The sequence below is a fragment of the Sulfitobacter undariae genome (assembly GCF_014196805.1).
Classification (GTDB): domain Bacteria; phylum Pseudomonadota; class Alphaproteobacteria; order Rhodobacterales; family Rhodobacteraceae; genus Sulfitobacter; species Sulfitobacter undariae.
This window is the reverse complement of the sequence record NZ_JACIEI010000009.1, coordinates 93,142-110,109: the sequence shown is the minus strand read 5'-3', so window position 1 is coordinate 110,109 and position 16,968 is coordinate 93,142. Positions and strand designations below refer to the sequence as shown.

Genomic DNA, 16,968 nt, shown 5'->3' with positions numbered 1-16,968 from the left:
CCTTTACCTTTGCGACCCTTACAAAAAGAACAAACCACATGCGCCCTTTGTCCAATGAACACATCAGCTATCTGCAAAACCTACGGCACGATCTGCACCGCCAGCCTGAAATTTCGGGACAAGAAGAGCAAACTGCCGCGCGGATTGTGCGCGAGCTTGTCCTAGCGGGTGCGGATCAGATTTGGGAAAATTTGGGCGGGCACGGCGTTGCTGCGGCGTTTCAGGGCGCAAGTGCCGGACCAACTGTATTGATCAGGTGCGAGTTGGACGGTCTGCCCATCGCCGAGGACTCCACCTTGCCCTACCGATCACAGATTGGCGGCACAGGACATCTATGTGGCCATGACGGGCATATGTGCATGGTGATGGGGGTGGCGCTGGCAAAACGGCCTGCCTCTGGTCGCGTCATCTTGCTGTTTCAACCTGCCGAGGAAACCGGATTTGGCGCGCAGGCGGTCATCGATGATCCACGCTGGCCGGAAATCCGCCCAGATTACGCCTTTGCTTACCATAACGTGCCGGGCCGCCCCATGGGCGAGATCGGGTTGCGTGACGGGCCTGCCAATTGTGCGTCACGGGGTATGCAAATTCTGCTGCATGGCAAAAGCTCACACGCCGCAGCACCAGAAGACGGCCTATCGCCAGCCACTGCCATGGCCCAGCTGATGCAGCGCCTGCCCGCGCTGGGATCAGGTACGATATCCGATGTAGATTTCGGCCTAAGCACCCTGACGCATGCGCGGCTTGGTGAGGCAACTTTTGGCATTGCGCCCGGTGAAGGAGAGCTTCGCGTTACGCTGCGCAGCATGACGGATGCACGAATGATGCACCTTATCAACGAGGCGCAAAAATTGATCGAGACCGTTGCCGGGCCCCTAAAAGTTGATGTGCAATGGCATGATGTATTCACAACAGTAATGAATGATCCTCAAGCAACCGATATCGCCCGCAAAGCGGCCCATACGGATGGGATGCCTGTCTTTGAAATGGATCACCCCATGCGTTGGTCTGAGGATTTTGGCCGCTTCGGCCAAGACGGCGCACAAGCAACCATGCTGTTTTTGGGGTCGGGCGAAAATCAACCCCAATTGCACAACCCCGATTACGATTTCCCCGATGAATTGCTGCCTATTGGCACGGTGCTATTCCTGACCATCATTGACCAAATCCTCTCTGCCGATGCTGGATAATTTCCTGACAAACGACATTGTGCATGCGTCTTGGTGTGAGGTTTTCCCAGAACGTATTGCGCAGAACCTGCGTCTTGCACGTGGCCTGTTGCCAGAGGGTGCGCAGTTTTTGGCTGTGTTAAAGGCGGATGCCTACGGGCATGGCATAAGCCGCGTTGTTCCTATCATCATGGAACAAGGGGTCAACTATGTTGGCATCACTTCTAATTCCGAAGCCAAGGCTGTGCGTGCTGCGGGTTTCACTGGAACGGTGATGCGGGTCCGCACGGCCACAAGCCAAGAAATAGAAGGCGCGATGCCCGAGCAAGTGCAAGAGCAAGTGAGCACGCTTTTTACAGCGCAAATGATCGCGGGGGCTGCGCGCAGCGGTGCCAAAATCGCGGGGGTGCATTTATCGCTGAACGCACGGGGTATGTCGCGGGACGGGCTAGAGATCGCGACGCAGGAGGGTCGTGAAACCTGCATGGAAATACTTGATCTGATCGGACCACACATCGTGGGTATTACCTCTCACTTTCCATCAAATACTCCGGTTGATCTGCTTGAAAGTGACCGACAGTTCCAAGACGATGTGGATTGGGTTTTTGCCCATAGCAGATTGCAGCGCACCGATATCCAAGTACATGCAGGCAGCTCGCTGAGCCTTGTGTCCGACCACAAGGTAACCACGGATATCTTTCGCTGCGGTGCAATTCTATACGGTATTTTAAAGCAGGAATTGGGATTTCGATCTACGATGGAGTTGAAGTCACGTGTCACCAACATAACATCTTATCCCAAGGGCAGCACCACAGGGTATGACCGTGCGATAATACTGCAAAGCGATAGACAATTGGCCAATGTGTCTATTGGCTATTCAAACGGGATCAGTCGCGTTTTTTTTGGCGATAGTACCGTTTTGATCCATGGGCAGAGGGTGCCGATCTTGGGTAAAATTTCCATGAACACGATCACCGTTGATGTCACCGAGATACCTGACATCGCAGTGGGGGATGAGGCCGTTATTTTTGGCCGACAGGGCGGCGCGTGCATTGATGGACCGATCATGGAACGTCAGGCAGATACCATAATGGCTGACCTATTTGCCGACTGGGGACTGCGCAATCAGCGCATCTACATTGAATAGGGAATGTTGGCCCAGAAAACACTGCTCTCAGACACCTGAAATTCTAGGTTGCTGAGAACATAACTCAACCCAGACGTGAAGCTTCAGGTCAACAGCCCCAATTGCTTGACTAGGGGTAATCATATTCTCAAACTATGTGATGAGGTCACATAAGCGCGAGGAACGCAGACAATGACGGACAGCGGAAAATCGGGCGGCTGGATCAAGCGGTTAATGGGCAAAGCAAGCTCGGTAATGGGCTCCCCAGCTCATCCAGAACTAACAAAGCACTTCTCTTGGCTGGACCAAGTAGAAAAGGGACTAACCGCCAAAGTTGTGAGCTTTATCCTGACCCAAGAAAACGCAACGGTGATTGCCTCTCTTGAAGCGCTCAGCGCCCAAATCAGTCAGGCACGGCCCGAGCTGGGTTACGACTCCCGAAAAATCGAAAGCTGGAGTTACTTTAAACCCAATTTCATCATCAATCAGGCCAACGACTTGGGGCAAAGGGAACGCTTTATCCGCATCATAACGTTGACTGATTTTGCACATACAAGTTTTCACGAAATATCCAGCGACGCTGTGGGAAATGATGTGCAAAGTTTGCTGCATTGCTTCAGTGATTTCTCATACGGCATAAACAACACATCTGCGCGATTTTCACTGGACGACCTAGTTGCGCTCATTTGCAAATTAGGCGGCCGCCCCGCTGATCTTATAGATCATATTACTCTGGGCAATTATTCAAATCTCCCCAAGCATTTTGGCACGGGGGATGCGCTGGAGAAAGTCCACGAGTATGTTTACAATCTGGATGCACCCGAGGTCATAGAGGGCATCAAACGCCAATCCAATAACGATCGCGTGGCAGCCGTAAAAGCCCTGACATGGCGCAAGATCGCCTCGCGGCCCGCCTATCTGGATTTTCTGCTCGAGATTTTCACCACTGGCGCGACCAGCCTGCGCGACGCTTCCCGCGCAGCGCTGCTGACTCATGATCATGATATTGTCACGCAAAAGGTCATCCCACTTGTCTCGGCTGGCAAAATTGCAGTACGGACTGCCGCCATCCAAATCTTGGGCGACATCGGCACAAAACCTGCCCTTGATGCCCTGCAAGAGCGCCGCGAAGTTGAAAAAACGCAAAACCTGCAAATGCTCTTGGACCAAATTATTGGCAGCGACGGTAACTCTGAAGAAGCCAAAGTCGATGGTGGATATAAAGCCGTAAACGACACCGTCATTACTCTGCCCGATCGGATCATCCTATCACAGGAAGCAGGCGCGCCTTTCGACAAAGATGATCTGGCAACCTTGCAAGAAATCGACGCCCGCCTAGAGAAATCCGCCTTAGAGCGCTTTGAAATAGGAAAAGCCAACGGCTACAAACCCAAGCGCCCTCAAAAGGTCACTACCGGAGCCGATATTTTTGCGCTGTTCACGGGCAAGAAAGAGTTACGCACCCGTCACAATCGTTCGGAGCATGACCAAACGAAGTTTGTCACGTTAGCATATATCCCGCAATCGTATCACGCGTGGATCATACAGGCCTTCGGGCGACTGCCAGTCGCGCAAGCTTTGGATCTGTCAGTTGCGGCAACAGGCTCCCTTTATTTCCTGACCTCTCAGTGGTACAGAGACGATCCTACTTCAGAATGGATATTGGAAGCGCTACGCGCTGGGAAATTCGACTTGCGGGACGTGCTGGAGACCGCTGAAAAGCACAAACTGAGCATCCGACATACTTTCCACGACAATGAATCCGAAAACGCGTCACCGGGTGATTTCACCCGCAGCTGGATGGTTTCAACAACCCAACATGGCATCAGCGCTGCGGCCAGTTTGTCAGAATCCTATGAACCAGAAACATATTGGCCCCTGATTGCCGAACATCTGGATGTCATCGCAGATGCTCTGCCCCCAACCACATTGGCGGCACAGCAAAACTCTGGCGCTTTGGCCCTGATCGGGCTGCTGCCTGCCCTGCCCGCACATCTCGTGCCTCAAATCCTCTTTGTCGCCATCGGAGAAAGCCGCACAGCACGCGAACGGGCCAGAGCGTTGCTGGCTGATGTGCCTGACCTTGACGATACAATCGCGACGACTCTCACGGATAAACGTCAGGCCGTCCGCGCGAATGCGGCTGCGTTTTTAGCCCAGCGAGGCGCAAAAGCCACCCTGCCCCAGCTGATCAAACGCTTGAAAGTCGAAAAGTCCGAAACTGCTCGTGCGGCTATGATTTCTGCAGTGGCTGATCTGGGTGGAGATACCGGCCCCTACCTCAGCCAAAAAGCTCTTGTGGCCGAGGCGGAAAAGCTGGTTGCGAAACTATCCGCAGACAAAATCGATTGGCTGCCAGTGGATCAGGCCCCTGCCCTACATTGGAAAGATGGGAAAAAGGTAGAACCCGTGATCCTTGACGCGTGGTTGCGTCTGGCGGTGAAAATCAAATCCCTCGAAGACGGCGCGTTGTTTGATCTGTACTTGTCGCAGATAAAACCGGAAGACGCAGAAAAGCTGGCTGTATGGGTGCTGACCTCGTGGATCGGATATGACACCCAGCGCCCCTCGAAAAGTGAGTTGATCGCAGAGGTCACCCCAACCGCGCAGCAGTATAAATCCCAATACACCCACTACAAAGACACCCCTTTGGATGAGATCGTCGCGATGCTCATCCGCTACCGGATGCAAAGCTATCCCAATTCAGGCAGCGCTTCCAAAGGCATTTTGGCGCTGACCTACTCCGCTACGCCCAGCCTGATGGCCCGCGTCATTGCAGCCTATCTCAAGGAACACGGCAAACGGGTGGCACAGGCAAAAACATTGGTTGAGGTGTTGGCAGGGGCTGGCACGCCCGAGGCCATTCAGGTGCTTGTGGCCACTTCCACACGTTTTAAACAACGCAGTGTGCGCGAATTCGCTGAAACCTGCGTCACCCGTCTGGCCGAAGAACGCGGCTGGACAGCAGATGAACTGGCCGATCGCTCGATCCCCTCTGGCGGGTTGGAAGAAGGCGGCGTGATGGAGTTGGAGGTTGGAGAAGAGCTGAAAACCTACACGGTACGGCTTGCTCCTGATATGACCGTGCGGATCGTCAGCCCGACGGGCAAAGAGGTAAAATCCCTCCCCGCTGGCACAGACGCCGCCACCAAAGAGGCAAAAGCCTTGCTCTCCGCGCTGAAGAAAACTGTCAAAACCGTCACCGCGCAACAGCAAACGCGCCTTTATGAGGCAATGATGGCGGAGCGCATTTGGAAACGGGATGACTGGCAATCAGACCTGAACGCCCATCCCATCATGTCCCGCCTGACCGACCGTGTCGTCTGGCGTGCGCTGGCCGAAGATCACACGACTCTTACCACTTTCCGCCCAACCCCCGAAGGGGACCTGTTTGACGTTGAAGGCGATGATGCGGACATTTCTGCCGCCAAATATATCGATATTGCCCATTCTGCCACAATGCCTGCTGCGCAGCGCGAAAGCTGGCAAACCCATATGACCGATTTTGAAATTACCCCGCTGTTCGCGCAATTCAGCCGTCCGGTTCTTGAACTCACCGCCACTCAACGCGGCGAGACAAAAATAACAGACCGCGAAGGTTGGTTGATGGAGGCGCTCAAGCTGCGGTCCGCCACATCCAAACTGGGCTATGATCGCGGGCCCGTTGAAGATGGGGCTGGTTTTTCCGAGTATTCAAAAACCTTCCGCAGTGCAGGCCTCAACGCCACGCTACATTTCACAGGCAGTTATGTGCCAGAAGACAACATTCCCGTCGCTATCATGCACATGACGTTTAACAAAGGTCACCGCAGCCTCAAACTGGGTGATGTGCCGCCTCTGTTGCTGTCCGAATGTTGGAACGACATGCATGATATTGCTAAATCAGGTGCCTTCGACCCTGAGTGGCAGAAGAAAGGCCTCTATTAATGACCTCCCCTCCCCAAGACATGCTGCGCCGTACCGCCGAGGCAGATTTTGCCGATCAACTGACCCTATTGGCGCAAGACAGCGGCCCGCGCCCTGCGGGCTGGCAGCTGACGCCCCAAGCTGTGCGCCGCTTTATCATCGGGGATGAAGCTTTGGGCATCGCGCCCAAATTTGTCGGGGACGATCCGCTGGTAGATCGCTGTATCGTGTCATTGATGGGGCGACAGGGTTTGATGCTGGTCGGGGAACCGGGCACCGCGAAATCCCTGCTGTCCGAATTGCTGGCCGCCGCCATTTCAGGGCGCTCCACCAACGTCGTGCAAGGCAGCGCAGGTATCATCGAAGACCACCTGCGTTACGGATGGAATTATGCGCTATTACTGGCCGAAGGCCCCTCGCCACGGGCAATGGTGCCATCGCCCGTTTTGCAAGGGATGCAAGCGGGGCAGATTGTCCGCATCGAAGAACTGACCCGCTGTGCCCCCGAAGTACAAGACGTGCTGATATCGCTCATGTCCGAAAAAACCATCACCGTGCCTGAACTGGGCAGCGATGTTGAATACCGCGCCAGACCCGGTTTCAACGTAATCGCCACCGCGAACCTGCGTGATCGCGGCGTGCATGATATGTCCTCTGCCCTCAAACGCCGGTTTAACTTTGAAACCGTGCATCCCATTGCCGACCCCGCGTTCGAAAAGGCGTTGGTTGGGCGGCAGTTGGCCGAACGCATGGCTGAACACCCCAACGCGCCAAGCGCCGACATTGATGTTCTGGAGCTGCTTGTCACAGTATTTCGCGATCTGCGACGTGGGCGATTGGACGATGGCACCACAGTTGCCGCGCCCAAGGCGGTGATGTCCACGGCGGAATCCGTGAACGTCATTCATGCTGCGATGCTGGATGCCACCTATCTTGATCAAGGTGCCATTGCGGGCCGCCACCTTGCGCGGCAGTTGCAAGGTGTGGTCTTCAAGGATGACCCCGAAGACGCCCGTAAATTCCGCAGCTACATCGACATTGTCGCCCGTGATAGAGCCGCTAAGTCACCCGTTTGGCGTGACTTTTTCAAAGCAGCACAGGCCGCGATGAAAACCGGTGACTGATTGTGTCTGACCCATCACACGACATGGAAACCAGTTTGACGCGCCAACAGGCGGAGGCGCAGCTTTTTGGCACGCGGGGCGGCACCTGTCTTTTTGCCCCGATCCGCCACCATTCACCTGCCTGTGCATGGATGTTGCGTGCCATGATCCACGATCACAAACCCGAAGTGATCCTGATCGAGGCCCCCGCCGATCTGGCGAAGCACATTCCCCATCTCACCGATCCGGATACTATTTTGCCGGTGGCCATCGCCACAATGGGTTCCGAGACCGATGGGGCACGCAGTGTCGGCTATTACCCGTTTTCCCAAACCTCACCCGAAACCATAGCCATCCATGAGGCCGCAGGAATAGGGGCCGAAGTCCGTTTCATAGACTTGCCCGCAGGGGCCCGCAGCGGCACAGGTCCTGTGTATCAGCCCGAAGACGCTTTTGGCAGCGCCGCCTTCATCGCCAGCGCTTGCGCCAAATTGGGCCTGCGCGACGGGGCCGAGCTGTGGGATCATCTGTTTGAAACCCGCCTAGGTCAGGACGATTGGCGTGGCTTTTTCGCGGATGTGCACGCCTATTGCTGGTCGCTACGTCAAACCACCCCCGATGCGCAGATCGCAAGCGATGATACCCTGCCCCGTGAAGCCGCCATGCGGGCCCATATTGCCGATGCAAAAGGCCGCAGAATGGTTGTGGTTACTGGCGGATTTCATACCCCTGCATTGATTGATGAAGCAGAGAAAACGCCCCTTCCTGCCAGCACTCCCGTTGAATCCTATCTGATTGCCTACGGCGAAGAAGCGCTTGATGCTTTGTCGGGGTATGCGGCGGGGTTGCGCTATCCTGGGTGGTATGCCCGCGCCATGCAAGCGGCTGAAGCCGCAGCGGGACCGCCCGATTGGGATGCGCTGCTACTGGAAACAGGTACGGGGTTTGCTGCCACTATGGCCGCATCCAAGCGCCGGATTGCGCAGCCGCAGTTGGTCGAAATGCTGGCAATGGCGCAGGGTTTGGCCCGTATGAAAGGTCGTGAGGCGGCAATGTTGCCCGATCTGTTTGATGGTGCGCGCAGTGCGCTGATCAAAGGTCAATCTGGCGTCGGAGAACCATGAACCGAAGGGTTACAGACCTATTTACGCGGTACAAAATTGGGACGTGCCCCCGCCAGCGCGGGTCAACCCCCGATTGTCGCAGATGCCCGCACCCGCGCTGCGCGTTTCCGCTTTGATATCACCGACAGTACTCGCAAGCCGCGCAAGCTCGACATTCGTCGCAAGCCAACTCACAATGCTGCCTCACAGTTTTTGCACCAAATGGCGCTGCTGGATTCAGGGTTTGGGACGGTTGTGACGGGTCCTGATTTTGTCATAGGCAGCAGAATTGACCTGTTGTTCGAGGAATGGGAAATCGGGTGGTCCCCCTTTGTGGAGGGTCGTTTGATTGATGCCGCCCGTCTGGGTGCCACTGTTCCTCAGGCTGCCGTCAGTCAGTTGCTAGAACGCCGCGCCGCGTTGTTCGAGGCAGGGCGCGGAAGTGACATTGCAGCGCTTTTGGATTTGGTCCTGACGGGGTTGCGTGCAGGGCTAGGGCCATACCTCACTGTGATCATTGCAGAGTTGGCGCAAGCAGTGTCTGATGCCGCCGATTTTTCAGGGTTGGCCGCATTAATGCGCCGTTTGCAATCCGCCGCCGCCGTTGGCGACCCTCTCTATGATCCCCAAGCGCCCGATCTTTTGACGCTGGCCAGACAAGCCTATGACCGATTGATCTATCTCTGTGAGGATCTGCCCGACCGTCCCGACGAGGCATTAGACAGCGCCATTGACGGCTTGCGCATGATTGCAGGTGTCCTACGCGGGCCGCAGGCTGCACGGTTTGATGGCACGCGGTTTGACGCGGCGATGGAAGCGATATTGCAGGCCGAGGATGTGCCGCCGCGTTTATCAGGGGCAGTGATGGGAATGGTGGTTCGCGCTGGCCGTCGACCAGAAACCGATTTGGCTGAGCTTCTGGCTGGCACCCTACGCGGTGTGGGCAAAACACCAGACGCACGGGCTGCAACCTTGGAAGGATTGCTGCAAACCGCCCCAATGCTGTTGTGGCAAGCACCGCAGGTGTTAAGCGCAGCAAATGATGTTTTACTGGCGCTGGAGGAAGACGCTTTCCTTGCCATGTTACCCGCATTGCGGCGCAGCCTGACAGGGTTAAACCCCCATGAGACCGACAGACTAGCCGAAGAGTTAACGCAACTGCTAGGCAATGACGCCAGAACGCTTACCGCTCCCAACAGCTTTTCCGAGGCGGATTTACACCATGGGCTGGCCCTTGACCGTGCAATAGCACAGGCGCTGATTGACGATGGGTTAACGCCATGAGCCGCTCTGCAACCGAACGCTGGCGGCTTTTACTAGGCCGCTACGCCGATAAACAAATGGGCAATTGTCTGGGCCCAGAGGACCAGCGGCGCGATGCGGCACTTGATTACCTTTACAGTCGCGAATACGGGCGGCGTGGCATACAAACGGGGCCGCGTGGGGCGGGGCTTGACCCGACCCGTATGAAGGCGCTGGATTGGCTGGGTGAGGCACAAAACCTGTTTCCCGACCCTGTTTTTGAGCGCCTGAAGGCAGATGCGCTTGACCGCTATCAAATGACCGATCTGCTCAAAGACCCCAAGGTTTGGGAAAACCTAGAGGCATCGCCAGCGACCTTGCGGACATTGCTGTCCTTTCAGGATCGCGCAGACCCCGCAATGCAAGCCGAGCTACGCCGCATCGCACAGCAGGTCATAGACGAGATTTTGCAAAAACTGCGCAGTCAGGTCATGCGGTCCCTGACGGGGCGTCGCAACCGCCACCAAAGATCACCCATGAAATCCGCCAACAACTTTGACGCACGTGCCACGATCCGCGCCAACCTTGGGAATTGGGACACTGAGCGCCAGCGTATCGTGGCGGATCGCCTGCGGTTCATGGCCCGTCAAAAGCGTCACCTTGACTGGACAATCATCCTTTGTGTCGACCAATCGGGATCGATGACCGAAAGCCTGATTTTCGCGGCGCTTATGGCCTCGGTTCTGGCGGGTTTGCCGGGAGTACGGGTCAAGATGGTGCTGTTTGATACCTCGGTTGTGGATGTCACAGACCAACTTGATGATCCGCTTGCCTTGCTGCTGTCTGTGCAACTGGGCGGCGGAACTGATATCGGCAAGGCAATGACCTATTGTGAAGGGCTGGTTGAACAACCCAGCCGCACAGTCATCGCGCTCATTTCGGATTTCATGGAGGGCGCAGGGCCGCGTAGGTTGCTGGCAACTGTGGCGCGCCTGCACGAAGCACGGGTGAAGATGCTGGGCATTGCCGCATTGGATAATAGCGGACGTGCCGATTTCGACCGGGACATGGCGACCAAACTCGCGGGGCTGGGTATGGCTTGCGCCGCTTTGACGCCTTCTGCCTTTGCCGATTGGCTGGCGGAGGTTTTGAATTGAGCGCGGTCCTGCAAATGGTGAACATGTGGGATGAAGCCGCCCTGACTGGGCTGGTGTCCAAAGGTATCGTGATACGCGCTGGAAAAGACGCGACTAAAGCAACGGTCGAACTGACGGACAGCACCGCGACCGTCACCATGGACGAGATCACAGTCACCCTCACGCCTCCTGATTTAACATCAGCCCGCTGTAGCTGTGGCCTGCCGTTTCCGTGCCGCCACGTGATCGCTGCCGTTCTGGCGCTGCGGCTTGCGGCCCCTTCTACGCTGTCTGACACGGCTGCGTCCCCAGCCCTTCCAGCGGCTGAGACGGAAATAAAACAACCAGCTAAACCCGTAATTGATATCGCTGCCTTACCCTTTGCCACAGTTGAAAAATATGCAGGTAAGGACTGGGCGCGCGCCCTTGCGCTGACAGCAGAGCCTGCCCAAATCAGCGACGCGGCTGATGGCATTGGCACAAGCAGCGTGATCTTTGTTGATACAGCGGAAACCGTGACGTTTCCCCAAGGGTTACCCTTGAAGCAGGCCCTATTTAAAGGTTCCAAACCCAGTCGCGCACGTATGGTGATCTGTGCTGCGGCCTTGCTGCTTGCGCACAATTCAGGGCGCGAGCTGCCTGAAACGCTCACCACCGCCGCCGATATCAGTGTTGATTTTCAATCTCTTGATAGAATTGAGACGGTTATTTTTGACGCAGTACAAGCGCTTTCATCGGGCGCACTCAGTCAGGCTGCGGACCGCTTGTTCACCTTGGCGATTTCCACCCGCGCCGAAGCTGTCCCCCGTTTGGCAGCAGAGCTACGCGGCCTTTCGCGGCGGATGACTGAAGAGGCATTGCGCCGCGCCGAAGAAACACCAGAAACCCTTTTACTATCCCTTAGCCGCAGCCATGCGTTGATCCGTGCTTTGCGCAAAGCGCCCGATGATCCCGCTTTGGTCGGAAGGCTGGCCCGCAGCTTTGATCCCTCTGGTCCCATGGTTGTTACCTTTTTGGGCGCGGAAACTTGGCAAACTCCGGCAGGTGCACGCGGGATGACCATGGCGTTTCTTGACCTGAAAACCCAGCGCATTCACCGCGCAACCGAGGCCCGCGCGGTAGGGACAGACCTGAATTATCACGCCGGCATGACGTGGCACAAAATGTTATGGTCTGTGGCCCAGCCGCAAAACATGCATGGGCGGGTGTTGCATCTGGCAGACGCTGCAATAGCCCATGATGGCGGGCTTGGCCTGACCCAAACAGCCTCTGATATCGGGCCTGCACCTGACATTGTAAAAGGGTTGGGAGATTGGTCTGAACTGGGGGCTGCTTTTGACCTGCAAATGGGGCGTGGATTGCGCCGCCTTGCTGGCGAAGCGCTGCTGGTCTTGCAGCCTAAAACAACCCAGCCGCCAGAATTTGATCCCTATTCCCAGAAATGGATTTGGACTTGGTTTGACGTTGACGATGCGCCCATTGCTCTGGAGCTTCCCGAACAAATGGCGACCAGCACAGAACGGTTAGCGGCCTTTTCCCGCCGCGTTACATCGGGGCTGGTTGCGCTGTCGCCCACTGGTAAAGCCCGTTTGCTTAGTATTTGGATTAGCGGGAGCCGTGCAGGGCAATATGTATTGCAATTTAATGCCTTGCCCAAGCCGCAAGGCTGGACAGCCCTCGTTGACAAGGTCCGCAAACAGATAGCCCCCTCGCAGGTGACAGCTTATCGCCCCATAAGCCCTGTGCATTTGTGTTTGGAACGCGCCGCCGAGGCCGCGCTTTTTAGTTTAAGCCGCCCTATCCCTGATAATTTGGGCCAACGGTGTCAGGCACTGGGCCTTAGCCAAATTGCTACAGCAGTTGCGGCCCTAGACGGGTCTGCGCAGGCCGCCTTGAACTTGGGGTATTTACTGGCACTGGCGCATGACACATTGGGCGAAGGGCCTCTTTGATTTCCCTGCCCGAAACAGTCACACTAGACGTGTTGTGCGCCGTTTACCTCAATCTCTGTGCCCGACACATATGAGCTTTGCTCGGAACATAGGAAATAGATTGTATTGGCCACTTCAGCAGGCTGACCCAGCCGCCGCATCGGCAAGTTGGCAACGATCTTATCGGTGCCTTCGCTTAGGATGCTGGTCTCCACCTCACCCGGTGCCACGGCATTGACGCGTACACCCAAGGGGCCAAAGTCATGCGCCATCTCGCGGGTCAACGCCGCAAGGGCGGCTTTGGAAGTGGCATAGGCCGCGCCCGCGAAGGGATGCACACGTGAACCCGCAATAGAGGTTACGTTCACAATCGAGCCTTTGCCCAGCGAGAGTTCTTCCTGAAGTCCACGCGCCAACACAACCGAGGCGAAGAAATTAACATGAAACACCTCCCCCCATGAGCGCAGATCCGTGTCTAATGTACTAAGACGCGCCCCATCTGGGCCTTTGGGCGAAATGCCTGCATTATTCACCAGCGCGTTTAAAGGCGCACCGTTCAATAGTGTTTTAATCCGGCTCACTGCTTCCATCGTCAGCTTGGGGTCGCTCAAATCAACCTGCACATGATCATCCGCTCCACCGGGCCATGGGCAGTCAGGTGAAAACGCCTGCCGTGAACAGCCGATCACCCGCCAGCCTTCAGCCCCGAACTTTCGGGCGGTGGCATGCCCAATACCGCGGCTTGCGCCTGTCAGCAAAAGTGTTTTTCGCCCTGTGTTGGAGACGTCCATTTATCAAACTTCCGCTTCTGCAAGTGCCAATGCGCGTTCATATTCCTGACCAGGGATCGCATCTAGAAGACTACGCGTATAGGCGCTATCGGGGTCATGCAATACTTTGCTGACGGGTCCTGCCTCTACAATCTTGCCCTTTTGCATCACGATGATGCGGTCACAAATACGTGCGGCTACACGCAGATCATGGGTGATGAACAACATCGACAGGTTCAGGCGGGTTTTCAGCTCGGCCAAGAGGTCCAGCACTTGGGCCTGTATCGACACATCCAACGCCGATACCGCCTCATCCGCGATGATGATTGAGGGGTCCAGAGCCAAAGCACGCGCAATGCCGATGCGCTGGCGTTGCCCCCCCGAGAACTCATGCGGAAAACGTTTCATTGCCGAGGCATCCAAACCCACCATTTCCAGTAATTCACAAGCTTTGGCATGTGCTGCGTCCTTTGACGTGCCAAAGGCAATCAAACCCTCTGTCAAAATACGCGACACACGCGCACGCGGATTGAGGGACGAATAAGGGTCTTGGAAAATCATCTGAAGCTTGCGCCGCTGGTCGCGCAGCTCAGCCCCAGCCAAATGCGAGATATCTACGCCATCCATCAACACGCGGCCCGCGTCGGGATCAAGCAGCCGCACAATACAGCGGCCTACAGTTGATTTCCCCGAACCGGATTCACCCACGATGCCAATGGTTTCCCCCGCAAAGAGTTCAAAGCTGACGTTTTGCACAGCCTTTACTACACGGCGTTTGCCAAACAGGCTCCCTGCGCCTGTCGAAAATGTCTTTTCCAGATTCTCAACTGTCAGCAATGGCTTGCCCTGATCTGCCTCGGTATCAACCCGCTGCACCAGACGCGGGATCGCATCGATCAAGGCGCGGGTGTAGGCGTGTTGCGGCTTCAACAGCACTTCGTCAGCGGTGCCGGTCTCAACGATCTCGCCTTTTTGCATCACGATCACACGGTCGGCGATATCGGCCACCACGCCGAAATCATGGGTGATAAAGATCACCGCCATGCCACGCGATTTGCGCAAGTCTTCGATCAGCTTTAGGATTTGCGCCTGTGTGGTCACATCCAGTGCCGTTGTGGGTTCATCCGCAATCAGGATGTCAGGCTCTAGCGCCAAAGCCATTGCAATCATGACACGCTGTCGTTGGCCACCAGACAACTGGAAAGGATAGGCGCGGATAGCGGCCTGAGGATCGGGGATGCCAACCTCTTCCAACAGTTTCAACGCACGGTCACGGCGCTCGGATTTGCTCAGCGCGCCGTGTGCTTCAAACACTTCTGCAATCTGCGCCCCCACACGCATCAGGGGGTTTAGTGCGCTCAGCGGTTCTTGGAAGATCATCGAAATACGGCCGCCCCGCAACGGCAACATTTCAGCCTCGGATAGGCCCAGTATCTCACGCCCGTCAAAGGTGATGTTGCCCTTCACAGGCTTCACGCCTTCAGGCAGCAACCCCATGACCGCATTGGCAGACATGGATTTACCCGATCCGCTTTCACCCACAATGCAGAGGATTTCACCCGCTGCGAGGTCAAAGTTGATATTTTGCGCGGCATAGATGCGGTCAGCCCCAACCGGCAGGGCGATGGCAAGGTCGCGGATACTCAGCAAGGTCATTGGGTTTTCCTCGTCAAACGTGGATTAAGCGCATCGTTCAGGCCTTCGCCAATCAAGTTCAGTGAAAGAACCGTCAACAAGATCGCCATGCCCGGCAGAAAGGATAGCCACCAAGCAGTCCGGATCACTGTGCGCGCCGCGCCAATCATATACCCCCAAGACATGATGTTTGGATCACCCAGCCCAAGGAAGGACAGCGAACTTTCCAGCAAGATCGCCTGCGCCACCATAAGTGACGCCAGTACAATGATCGGCGGCAAGGCGTTGGGCAGGATGTGACGCATGATGATTTGCGTGTTGCCAAGGCCAGATAGTGTTGCCGCCTCGACAAATTCACGGGTGCGCAGGGATAGGACTTCACCCCGCACCAGACGCGCCACAGGAGGCCATGACACAATGGAGATCGCGATGATCACAAACATCAAACTGGGCTGGAAGATGGCCAGCAACACAATCGCCAAAGCAAAGCTGGGGATCGTCTGGAAGAACTCGGTAAAGCGCATCAACGCATCATCCGTGCGCCCTGCGAAATACCCTGCCAATGCGCCAATGGGTACCCCAATCGCGAGTGCCACGATGGTGGACACAAGCCCAACCAACAGGCTCACATAGGCGCCGTGGGCCAGCCCCGATATCACATTGCGCCCAAGCGCATCCGTACCCAGAAGCAGCGCATTATCGGTAAACGGCGGCAAGAAGGGCCGCTGCACCATTTTCCACGGGCTTTGCGGGAAGACAAAGGGGGCCAAAATGGCGGTTAGAATGACCAGCGTCAGAATGAACAAGCCAATAACGGCACCGCGATTATAGCTGAAGCGTCTCCAAAAATTCTTCATGTTGTCAGCCTTATCCGTGGGTCTACAATGACATAGACTACATCTGTAATCAGGTTGAACAGCAGCACCATTGCCGCCGAAATGTAAAATACGCCAAGGATCACGTTGTAATCACGTTGGTTGATCGCCTCAAACATCAGCCGTCCGATGCCGGGCCATGCAAAGACAGTTTCGGTCAGGATCGCCCCGCCAAAAATCTGTCCCGCCTGAAGCCCCGCCAGAGTGATAACAGGGAGCAAGGCGTTGCGCAGGATGTGACGGCGCTGGATCACGCCGCGCTTGAGCCCTTTGGCACGGGCGGTTTTCACAAAATCCAGCCGCGACACCTCCAACATGGAGGCTCGCGTCATGCGCATATAGATTGCCATGAAAAACAGCCCCAGCGTGGAGGCAGGCAAAACCAGATGTTTCGCCACATCCAGCACATGCGCCATGCCAGTATAATTGGCACCAATCGTCGAATAGCCAAATCCGGGCAACCAGCCCAACCAAACCGAAAATACCAATGTCGCCATCAGCGCGACCCAGAACAGCGGCGTTGCATAGAACAGCAAGGCGAATGTCGAGATGATCGTATCGCCCCAACGGCCCTGACGCGCAGAGGCTGCAACGCCTGCCGCAACCCCCAGAACCAGCGACAGCACAAAGGCCACTCCCGTCAGCAACAGCGTGGCTGGCAAACGATCCCCGATCATTTCCGCCACCGACATTTGCTGGCGGAAGGAATAGCCAAGATCAAATTGCACCGCCCCTTTGATATAGATGAACAGCTGCACATACAGCGGCTGATCAAGGCCAAAGCGCGTGCGCAAATCTGCAAGAAACTTCTCATCCGCGGCACCTGCCTCGCCTGCCATAACGGCGGCGGGATCACCCGGTGCGGCGTGGATCAATAGAAAGTTGAAGACGAGGATCGCCAACAAAATAAAAACTGCTTTGACCAACCGGCCCAATATAAAACGTATCACGCTGTCCGCCCCCGTTCTTGTG

Annotated in this window: 10 protein-coding genes and 1 pseudogene; 7 read left to right on the top strand and 4 right to left on the bottom strand. The window is 56.1% G+C overall.

Translation table 11 applies throughout. From position 1 onward, the window contains the following. Positions 1 to 38 precede the first annotated feature (38 nt). From GGR95_RS12870 to GGR95_RS12835, 7 genes and pseudogenes are all read left to right on the top strand, one after another. Complete coding sequence (locus GGR95_RS12870) at positions 39 to 1,190, top strand: amidohydrolase (protein WP_184566462.1); 1,152 nt, start codon at positions 39 to 41, stop codon at positions 1,188 to 1,190. Further along, on the top strand, positions 1,180 to 2,316 hold the full coding sequence (gene alr / locus GGR95_RS12865; protein ID WP_184566460.1) for an alanine racemase: 1,137 nt from the start codon (positions 1,180 to 1,182) through the stop codon (positions 2,314 to 2,316). Before GGR95_RS12870 ends, alr begins: the two co-directional genes overlap by 11 nt. Positions 2,317 to 2,487: 171 nt before the next feature. Continuing rightward, on the top strand, positions 2,488 to 6,222 hold the full coding sequence (locus GGR95_RS12860; protein WP_184566459.1) for a DUF4132 domain-containing protein: 3,735 nt from the start codon (positions 2,488 to 2,490) through the stop codon (positions 6,220 to 6,222). Then, positions 6,222 to 7,325, top strand: coding sequence for an ATP-binding protein (locus tag GGR95_RS12855; protein ID WP_184566458.1), 1,104 nt, complete (start codon positions 6,222 to 6,224; stop codon positions 7,323 to 7,325). Before GGR95_RS12860 ends, GGR95_RS12855 begins: the two co-directional genes overlap by 1 nt. Positions 7,326 to 7,348: 23 nt before the next feature. After that, positions 7,349 to 9,691: pseudogene (locus GGR95_RS18925) on the top strand (DUF5682 family protein). Beyond that, positions 9,688 to 10,806, top strand: a complete 1,119-nt coding sequence (locus GGR95_RS12840; RefSeq protein ID WP_184566455.1) for a VWA domain-containing protein — start codon at positions 9,688 to 9,690, stop codon at positions 10,804 to 10,806. The pseudogene GGR95_RS18925 and the gene GGR95_RS12840 overlap by 4 nt, the downstream one beginning before the upstream one ends. Beyond that, entirely contained in the window at positions 10,803 to 12,737 is a 1,935-nt protein-coding gene (locus GGR95_RS12835) for an SWIM zinc finger family protein (RefSeq protein WP_184566454.1), read from the top strand. Before GGR95_RS12840 ends, GGR95_RS12835 begins: the two co-directional genes overlap by 4 nt. A gap of 23 nt (positions 12,738 to 12,760) precedes the next feature. Here the strand turns inward: GGR95_RS12835 and GGR95_RS12830 are convergent, their stop codons facing one another. The 4 genes from GGR95_RS12830 to GGR95_RS12815 are packed head-to-tail and all read right to left on the bottom strand — an operon-like array spanning position 12,761 to position 16,946. After that, entirely contained in the window at positions 12,761 to 13,507 is a 747-nt protein-coding gene (locus tag GGR95_RS12830; protein WP_184566452.1) for an SDR family NAD(P)-dependent oxidoreductase, read from the bottom strand. Positions 13,508 to 13,510: 3 nt separating this feature from the next. After that, complete coding sequence (locus tag GGR95_RS12825) at positions 13,511 to 15,142, bottom strand: ABC transporter ATP-binding protein (RefSeq protein ID WP_184566449.1); 1,632 nt, start codon at positions 15,140 to 15,142, stop codon at positions 13,511 to 13,513. Continuing rightward, positions 15,139 to 15,978, bottom strand: a complete 840-nt coding sequence (locus tag GGR95_RS12820) for an ABC transporter permease (protein WP_184566448.1) — start codon at positions 15,976 to 15,978, stop codon at positions 15,139 to 15,141. Before GGR95_RS12820 ends, GGR95_RS12825 begins: the two co-directional genes overlap by 4 nt. Beyond that, a complete protein-coding gene (locus GGR95_RS12815; protein WP_184566446.1) occupies positions 15,975 to 16,946 on the bottom strand; it encodes an ABC transporter permease subunit in 972 nt (323 codons plus the stop codon). Before GGR95_RS12815 ends, GGR95_RS12820 begins: the two co-directional genes overlap by 4 nt. Positions 16,947 to 16,968: the final 22 nt, after the last annotated feature.